A 7,896-nucleotide genomic window follows, 5' to 3' on the forward strand; every position below is an offset into this window, starting at 1 on the left:
GAGAACCGCATCGACGAGCTCATGCCCTGGCACTGGGCAGCCTCGAAAAACACCTGAGCGTCAAGCCGCGGCGCGAAGGGTCCGGAGCCTCCGCTTACGATTGAACCTGCGCCCCTGGGCACCGTCCCGTTCAGCGGGGCGCCTGGCACCCAAGGCAGCTGGCGGAGGAAGTGCCCCGGATTCGAACCGTCGCTGGGCGAGAACTCGGCAGGATCGGATTGGTCAGAACCACACCGCCGAAATACTTGCCAACACGGGGTCACGACGTGGGTCACTCAGGCGGCGTGAGGCGGCCAGTCCTGCGCCCAGGGGCGGACCTCCTCCATTCGTGCCGCAAGATCGAGCAGCAGGTTATCCTCGTGCCAACGCCCGACCAGTTGCAGCGCCACGGGAAGCCCGGCCGTGGTGCGCCCACAGGGGATCGACAGCGCTGGGTGTCCAGTGAGGTTGAACGGGAAGGTGTAGGGATACCAAGTCGCACGGATGTGGCCGGCCTCACCAGCGCCGTTGCCAACGGAGAAGGCTGCGAACGGGTCGAGGCCAGTTGCAGGTGCTGGCGCACTGATCGTCGGCGTGGCGAGCACATCGATTCTACCGAAGAGCGCTACGATCTGGCGGAACAGCACTGTGCGGCGCTGCGTCGCAGCCAGAATTTCTGAGGCGCTGCGGCCAAGGCCGTGCTCAATCGCCTCCACGAAAGAGGGGTCGAACAAGTGGCGATCCTGCGTCAGGCGCGAGCCGAAGCGGCCCGCCAAACTTGATTGCAGAATGACCAGGAAGGCTTCTTCCTCGGACGCCAAGTCGATCTCGACCCGTTCGACCGTGCCTCCGAGTTGCCGCATGGCGGCCGCCGTCAGGGCTTCGACTTCCGGGTCGAGCAGCGCATTGCCGACGCGTGGCGCCCAACCAATGCGGAGCGCGCCAGGGGCGGGCGGTGTGGGCAGGGCGAAGGCATAAGGGTCCCTCGGATCTGGGCCCTCCATGGCTGCCACCATGAGGCGCATGTCGGCAACGGTGCGCGTTATCGGACCGATGTAGGAGTTGTTCCCGAAGCCGTCGGGTGCATGGACGTGTGGCACGCGGCCGAGGGTCGGCTTCAGGCCAAGGACGCCGCAGCAGGCAGCCGGAATGCGGACCGAGCCGCCGCCGTCCGTGCCGAGCGCGATCGGCCCTAGACCTGCGGCTACCGCCGCCGCCGCTCCGCCGGATGAACCGCCCGGCGTGCGCGCCAAGTCCCAAGGGTTGCGCGATACCCCGCTCACGGGGCTATCGGTGTAGGGCTTGTGGCCAAACTCCGGCGTGGTGGTCTTGCCGATTAGGATGGCGCCGGCCTCCCGCAGACGAGCCACCGGGACAGCGTCCTCTTCCGGCACGAACTCCCTGTAGAGCGCCGAGCCCATCGTGGTGCGCAGGCCCTTTGTCCAGGTAAGGTCCTTCACCGAAAACGGCACACCATGGAGCGGGCCAAGCACATCACCCCGCATTACCGCCGCATCCGCCTCCCGCGCGGCGGCCCGTGCGGTTTCGTCATCCACCGTGACAAATGCGTTGAGCGTGGACTGGGTGCGCGCAATAGCATCAAGTACAGCATCGATCAGCGTGATAGGGGACAGGCGCCGCGTCCGGATGGCAGCGGCGGCCTCAGCCGCGGAGAGGTGAAGGGGGTTGGTCATATCATCCAGCGCCCGCCATCGATCAGCAGCGTCTGCCCCGTGACGTAGCGGGCGTCGTCGGAGGCAAGAAATGCGACGACGCCAGAAACATCCTCCGGCTCGGCAACAAAACCCATGGGGACGGAATTGCGTACCTTATCGATTACCTCACGCGGTAGCCGGTCGTGCGCACGGGTCCGGATCGCACCAGGTGCGACGGCGTTGACGTTGACGTGGAAGGGCGCAAGTTCGCGCGCCAGTGAGCGAGTAAACCCAATTACGCCCATTTTCGCCGCCGCATAGTCGACCATGCCGACATCCCCGTAGAAGGCGCTTTCCGTGGACATGTTTATGATGCGGCCGGCGCCGCGGTCCCGCATCCCGGGCACCACTTGCCGCGAGACCAGCATTGTCGTCACCAGTGAGACGTTGAGCACGAAGCGCCACGTGTCCGGATCGCTTTCGTGGAAGGGGCGGGACTTCTCCCGTGCGCTCTGACCGACGTTGTTGAACAGCACATCGAGCGGCCCGATTCGGGCGAAGGCGTCCTCGACGGCAGCGCGGTTGGTGAGGTCGGCGACGAAAGCCGTGGCCGTCGCACCCCTGGCGCGGCACTCCGCGGCGGTGGCGTCGAGTTGATCCGCCTCGACGTCGAACAGCGCGAGCGTGGCGCCCTCATCCGCGAAGCGCAGGGCGGTGGCCCGGCCAATGCCGTTGGCGGCACCGGTGATCGCGACAAGGCGGCCGGTGAAACGTTGTGTGCTCAGTGGAATGTCCTCCCGCCATCCACCGCCAACGCGGTGCCGGTCACGTAAGAGCTCTCGTCGGAGGTCAGGAAGAGAGCCGCATCCGCGATCTCCTCCGGCTGGCCGACACGCTTGATGACGTAGCGGTCGAGGATCATGGCAAGCTCCGCCTGCGGATCCGGCGCGGCCTCCCAGCTTTCCCGCCACATCGGCGTGTCGATGATGCCGGGACAGATCGCATTGACCCGTATGTTCCGCACGGCCAACTCGATGGACAGTGACTTGCAGAACATCACGACGCCGGCCTTGGCGGCGCAGTAGGCAGTGCGGGCGGGGAGAGGCCGCAAGGCGGCGCCGGATGCGATGGTGACGATGGTGCCGCGTCCGGCCGCGGTCAGCGCGGGCAGGGCGGCCCGGCAAACCAGCATCGGCGCCGTCAGGTTCACCCCGATGACGCGCGCCCATTCGTCCGGCTGCATCTCAGCGAGCGGGCGCATCAGATCCACGCCGGCCGCGTTCACCACGCCATCGAGCCCGCCCAGCGCCGCGGCGGCACGCTCGACCGCGGGCCCAATGGCGGCGGCATCCAGCAGGTCGCAAAGGATGCCGGTCACGGCATCGGGCATTGGCGCGCGGTCCAGCAGCGCGACGCACGCACCTTCCGCCGTGAAGCGCGCGCCGATGGCACGGCCGATGCCGCTCGCGCCGCCGGTGACGAGAACGCGTCGTCCTGCGAGCCTCATCGTGCGGTCCCAGCCTTGAGGATTGGGCGAAGCGCCTCGGCAGCCGCGTCGCAGCGGGTGAACCAGACCTTGGGATGGCCTAGGATGTGCTTGATCAGCCGCTCCAGCATTGCGATGCGGGAGGGGCGGCCAATAATCTCAGGGTGCATCGCCAGCATGAACTGCCGCTGCTCCTTGTAGAGCAAGTCGAACTCGTCAACCCAGCCTTCCAGGACCGAGGACGGCGGCTGCATTGTCCGACCCGGCAGCGTGATGGAGTAGTTGAAGAAGGGCGCGTCATCTAGCACCCAGGCAAACGGAAACTCTACAACATCGCTGCGCCGGCCTTCGATTTCGAGCAGGTAGGGGCTGTCGTCATCGAAGAAATTCGAGGAGTAGGAGAAGTCGTAGTCGCGGATCAACTTCAGCGTGATCGCGCTGAATTCCGCGGCCGGGGAGCGGTAGCCGGCCGGCTTGCGGCCGGTGGCGCGGCGCACCGCCTCGATGCCCTTTTCCATCTCCTCGCGCTCTTCCTCCGGCGTCAGCGTCACGATCCAGCGGTGGGAGTAGGAGTGGTGTGCAATCTCGTGCCCGCCCTTCAGGATGCGCTCCATCAGCGCGGGCCGCTGTTCGATCACCAGGCCGGGCACGAAGAAGGTGCTGGTGATGCCGTAGCGCGCGAGCAGGTCCAGCACGCGGTCGCAACCGACCTTCCATCCGTATGCGCCCTGGGACATGATCACCGGCCGCTCGGCATTTTTCGGATCGCGCGAGGTCCAGAGTGTTTCGCAATCCAGGTCGAAGCTGAGCATCACGGGCAGGCCATGCTGGGTCATCGGCATCGTGGCGCCATTCCCTCAGGTGAAGCGGTGAAACCCAATCCAGCGCTCGGCGAGCACCAAGGTCAGGCCGGTGGTGACGATCATCAGCGAAGAGATTGCCGCGACCGAAGGGTCCACGCCGAACTCGATCGCGGTGAACAGCTTCACCGGCAGCGTCGTGCTGGTCACGCCGGTGAGGAAGATCGAGACCGGCACGTTGTCGAAGGAGGTTATGAACGCGAACAGCCCGCCAGCCGCCAGGCCAGGCCGCAGCAACGGCAGCGTCACCAGGCGGAAGGCATCGAAGCGCGTCGCACCGAGCGTGCAGGCGGCGTCCTCAAGCTCGGCGTCCAGCCCGTGCAGGCTCGCCAGGGTCGTGCGTACGACATAGGGGACGGTGATGACGATATGCGCGAGCACCAGCCCGGCGAAGGTGCCGGCCAGGCCAAGTGCTGAGTAGAATTGCAGCAGCGCCACGCCGATGACGATGCCCGGGAAGACCAGCGGCGACATGACCAGCGATGAGATCAGCGCCCGGCCCGGCACGATGCGTCGCACCAGCGCATAGGAGGTCGCAGTGCCGATCAGCAGCGCACCCGTCGTCGCCGCCGCGGCAAGCGTCAGGCTGATGCCGATGGCGTGGAGGTAGTCGGTGCTTTCCAGCACCCGCCCATACCACCTCAGCGTGAGGCCCTGTGGCGGTACGGTCAGGAAGGAGGTCGTGCTGAAGGAGGCGAGAACCACCACCGCCACCGGCAGCATGAGGAAGCCCAGCACCAGCGCGACATAGGCGCCGGCGAGGATGCGGCCCGGCTTCATGCCCGCGCCTCCCACCGCCGCGCGAGGCGTGCCCCGGCCCAGAGCAGGAGCAGCACGATCGCCGTCATGAGCAGCGCAATCGCCGATCCGGCGGGCCAGTTCAGCAGTTGCAGGAACTGCTCGTAGACGAGTGTGGAGATCACCTTGTAGGTCGGCCCGCCGAGCAGCCGAGGCGTGACCAGCGCGCTGACCGTCAGCACGAAGACCAGGATCGAGCCAGAGACGATGCCGGTCGCGCTCAACGGCAGCGTGACCTTGGCGAACACGGCGATGCGTGATGCGCCGAGCACGCCGGCCGCTTCCTCAAGGTCGCGCGGGATGTTCTGGATCGTTGCGACCAGCACCAGCACCATGATCGGCAGGAAGATGTGGGTCAGCCCGATCAGGAGCCCAGTGAAGTTGAACATCAGCCGCAGCGGCTCGTCGGTGATGCCAAGGCCCATCAGCCACTGGTTCACCAGCCCGCGCCGCGCCAGCAGCGCGATCCAGCCGAAGGTCCGCACCACCAGATTGAGCAGCATTGGGAACACCACCAGCAGGGTGAGCCAGTGGCGCCAGCGCGAGGTGGAGCGCGCCAGGATATACGCGACAGGGTAGCCGATCAGCAGCGTCAACAGCGTGACGACGAAGCCGAGTCCGAGCGTACGCAGCAGGATCTCTAGGTAGAACTCGTCGGTCAGCGCGATGATGTAATGCTCGAGCGTCCACCCTTCGCCGATGCCGCGCCCGGCGAGGTAGGGATGCAGGCTGGTCGGCACCAGCGACAGAACCGGCAGCAGGAACACCAGCCCGAGAAGCAGCAGCAGCGGGAGGAGCAGCAGCAACCCGACCGTATCGCGGCGCCGCACTTCAGCCATCTGCGGGAAGGAGGATTAGATCCTCCGGAGCGAACCATGCGGTGACGCGGGCGCCCTGCGGGATGGCGGGATGCGCTGGGCCTTCCGCAAGCCATTCCGGGCCGGCGTCGAGGCGCAGCACATACTGGACCTGGGCGCCGGCGAAGGCGCGCAGCAGGATCTCGGCCGGGAATGTGTTGGCGCCTTCCGGTGGCGTGCCGTCGAGGCGCAGCTTTTCATGGCGCAATGCGGCGCGCAGATGTGCGCCGGCTGGCCGCGGGCCGGCGGCCAGCAGCGGGATGCCGCCGGGGCCGCGCAACCCGTCGAACCGCGCATCGATATCGAAAAGGTTGGAGCGGCCGACGAAGCCCGCAACGAAGCTGTTCGCGGGTCGCTCATAAACTTCTTGCGGCGAGCCTAACTGCTCGATACGGCCGGCGCGCATCACCGCCATGCGGTCCGCCAGCGTCAGTGCTTCTTGCTGATCATGCGTGACGAAGACCGTGGTGATGCCGAGGCGTTGCTGTAGGCGGCGCAACTCCACGCGCATCTCGTCGCGCAGCGAGGCATCTAGGTTTGAGAGAGGCTCGTCCAACAGCAGCACGCGCGGCTCCGTCACCACCGAACGTGCTAGCGCGACCCGCTGCTGCTGCCCGCCTGAAAGCTGCTTCGGGTAGCGCGCCGCAAGCGTGCCGAGTTGCACAAGTTCCAGCGCGGCCTTGACGCGGCGCGTCACCTCCGGATCCGCGACACCGCGGCGGCGCAGGCCGAAGGCGATATTCTCGAAGACCGTCAGGTGCGGGAACAGCGCATAGCTCTGGAACACCAGCCCGAGATTGCGTTTGTGCACCGGTGCGCGGGTGACATCGGCGCCGCCGATCAGAACCTTGCCGCCGTCGGGTTCGATTAACCCGGCGATCAAGCGCAGCACCGTGGTCTTTCCGCAGCCGGACGGGCCGACGAGGGCGACCATCTCGCCCTCCTCAATCATCAGGTCGACGCCAGCCACCGCAACGGCGGCACCGTAGCGCTTGCTCAGACCTCGCAGCTCGACAGTCGCCACGGCTAGATCAGCGCGCTATCTCGCGGTTCCAGCGGTCGGTCCAGGCCGGTAGGTTCTGCGCTACAACCTCAGGCGGCGGGAAGTAGAGCCGGTCCACAGATTCGCGATAGGGCACCAGCGCCGCGAGTTCAGCGGGCAGTTCAACTCTTCGGTTTGTGGGGCCCGCATACTGACGTTCTGCGAAGCAACGCTGCGCATCCGAGGAGAGGGCGCGGTCCATGTACTGCTCGGCCAACGCCTTATTCCGTGCGCCTTGCGGGATAGCAAAGGTCGGCAGGATGCCGATTGCCCCTTCGCTCGGAAACACAACCGCTACCGGGACGCCGCTGCGCGCCGCCGCGCCAACGCGGTCGGAGAACCAGACTGCCGCGGCGATATCGCCGCGCTCGATCAGTTGCACCACCTGATCGGCCTGGGTGTAGAGCGTCACGACATGCGGGCGCAGCTCGCGGATTGCGCGGAAGCCTGGCTCCGTGTTCTCGACCGATCCGCCATTCAGACGCGCTGCGGCGATCAGGAAGTGCTGCCCCGACGTCGCGGAAATATCGCCAATAGCTATCTTGCCGCGCAGCGCCGGCGACCAGAGGTCAGCCCAGCTGCTGGGCGGAGTGCGCAGCTCGCGCGGATTGTAGGCGATGGCGGTTGAGGAATACATGAAGCCGATCCAGCGCCGATCGGGATCTACTGCCGACGGATAGATGTCGGGGAGGTTCGTAAGGCGCGCGGGATCGATTTGGTCGAGCAGTCCCTCGGCTTTGGCCTGCACCGCCACCTGGAGATCCATGTAAGCGACATCGACGTCCGGCCGCCCGCGCGTCGCACGCAGGCGCGCCGCGTTCTGCACAGAGTTGCCAAGGACGAAGTTTACTCGGGTGCTGGTCGCGCGCGTGAAGGGCTCGGCGACGCAGGTGCGGACATTTTCCGCAAAGGAGCCGCCGAAGATGGCGACGTTGAGTTGCTGGGCTGAGGCGCTTGCAGAAAAGGCGGCACCCAGAGCCATTGCCCCAGCCAGGGCATCGCGCATCCGCATTGGCATTCCTCGCGTTCTCGTTTTCCCACTGAGATGTTAGGCAGCAGGAAGTCACGGCGTCAACGCGGGTCTGGCCGGATGCGAGGAGCATGGATCTGCGCGCCTAATGTGTATTAGCCAGGACTTGATCTGACAGACGGCGCTGGCTGTTCGAGCCGTTGGGCGTGTCTGTTGTGGTCAGTGGCGCATGATCTTCTCCCTGGCGAG

The 7,896-nt window shown here is 66.3% G+C and carries 8 protein-coding genes; all 8 read right to left on the reverse strand.

The window, feature by feature from the left end; translation table 11 throughout:
* Positions 1–275: 275 nt before the first annotated feature.
* Genes ACESM1_RS29910 through ACESM1_RS29945 form a run of 8 tightly spaced genes read right to left on the reverse strand, consistent with a single transcriptional unit; the run spans position 276 to position 7,683 of the window.
* Positions 276–1,673: an amidase gene (locus ACESM1_RS29910; protein WP_372624989.1), complete on the reverse strand. Its 1,398-nt coding sequence runs from the start codon at positions 1,671–1,673 to the stop codon at positions 276–278.
* Complete coding sequence (locus ACESM1_RS29915) at positions 1,670–2,425, reverse strand: SDR family NAD(P)-dependent oxidoreductase (protein WP_372625003.1); 756 nt, start codon at positions 2,423–2,425, stop codon at positions 1,670–1,672. The genes ACESM1_RS29910 and ACESM1_RS29915 overlap by 4 nt, the downstream gene beginning before the upstream one ends.
* Entirely contained in the window at positions 2,416–3,141 is a 726-nt protein-coding gene (locus ACESM1_RS29920; protein ID WP_372624991.1) for an SDR family NAD(P)-dependent oxidoreductase, read from the reverse strand. The genes ACESM1_RS29915 and ACESM1_RS29920 overlap by 10 nt, the downstream gene beginning before the upstream one ends.
* Positions 3,138–3,962, reverse strand: coding sequence for a polysaccharide deacetylase family protein (locus ACESM1_RS29925; RefSeq protein ID WP_372624993.1), 825 nt, complete (start codon positions 3,960–3,962; stop codon positions 3,138–3,140). The genes ACESM1_RS29920 and ACESM1_RS29925 overlap by 4 nt, the downstream gene beginning before the upstream one ends.
* A 15-nt stretch (positions 3,963–3,977) precedes the next feature.
* A complete protein-coding gene (locus ACESM1_RS29930; protein ID WP_372624995.1) occupies positions 3,978–4,760 on the reverse strand; it encodes an ABC transporter permease in 783 nt (260 codons plus the stop codon).
* Complete coding sequence (locus ACESM1_RS29935) at positions 4,757–5,584, reverse strand: ABC transporter permease (RefSeq protein ID WP_372624997.1); 828 nt, start codon at positions 5,582–5,584, stop codon at positions 4,757–4,759. The genes ACESM1_RS29930 and ACESM1_RS29935 overlap by 4 nt, the downstream gene beginning before the upstream one ends.
* 25 nt (positions 5,585–5,609) lie before the next feature.
* Positions 5,610–6,659 (reverse strand): ABC transporter ATP-binding protein, encoded by a 1,050-nt coding sequence (locus tag ACESM1_RS29940; RefSeq protein WP_372624999.1) that lies wholly within the window; start codon positions 6,657–6,659, stop codon positions 5,610–5,612.
* Positions 6,660–6,666: 7 nt separating this feature from the next.
* Positions 6,667–7,683 carry an ABC transporter substrate-binding protein gene (locus tag ACESM1_RS29945; protein WP_372625001.1) on the reverse strand — a complete coding sequence of 339 codons (1,017 nt, stop codon included), beginning with the start codon at positions 7,681–7,683 and terminating at the stop codon, positions 6,667–6,669.
* Positions 7,684–7,896 lie beyond the last annotated feature (213 nt).

The sequence above is a fragment of the Falsiroseomonas sp. genome (genome assembly GCF_041690465.1).
Lineage (GTDB): Bacteria > Pseudomonadota > Alphaproteobacteria > Acetobacterales > Acetobacteraceae > Falsiroseomonas.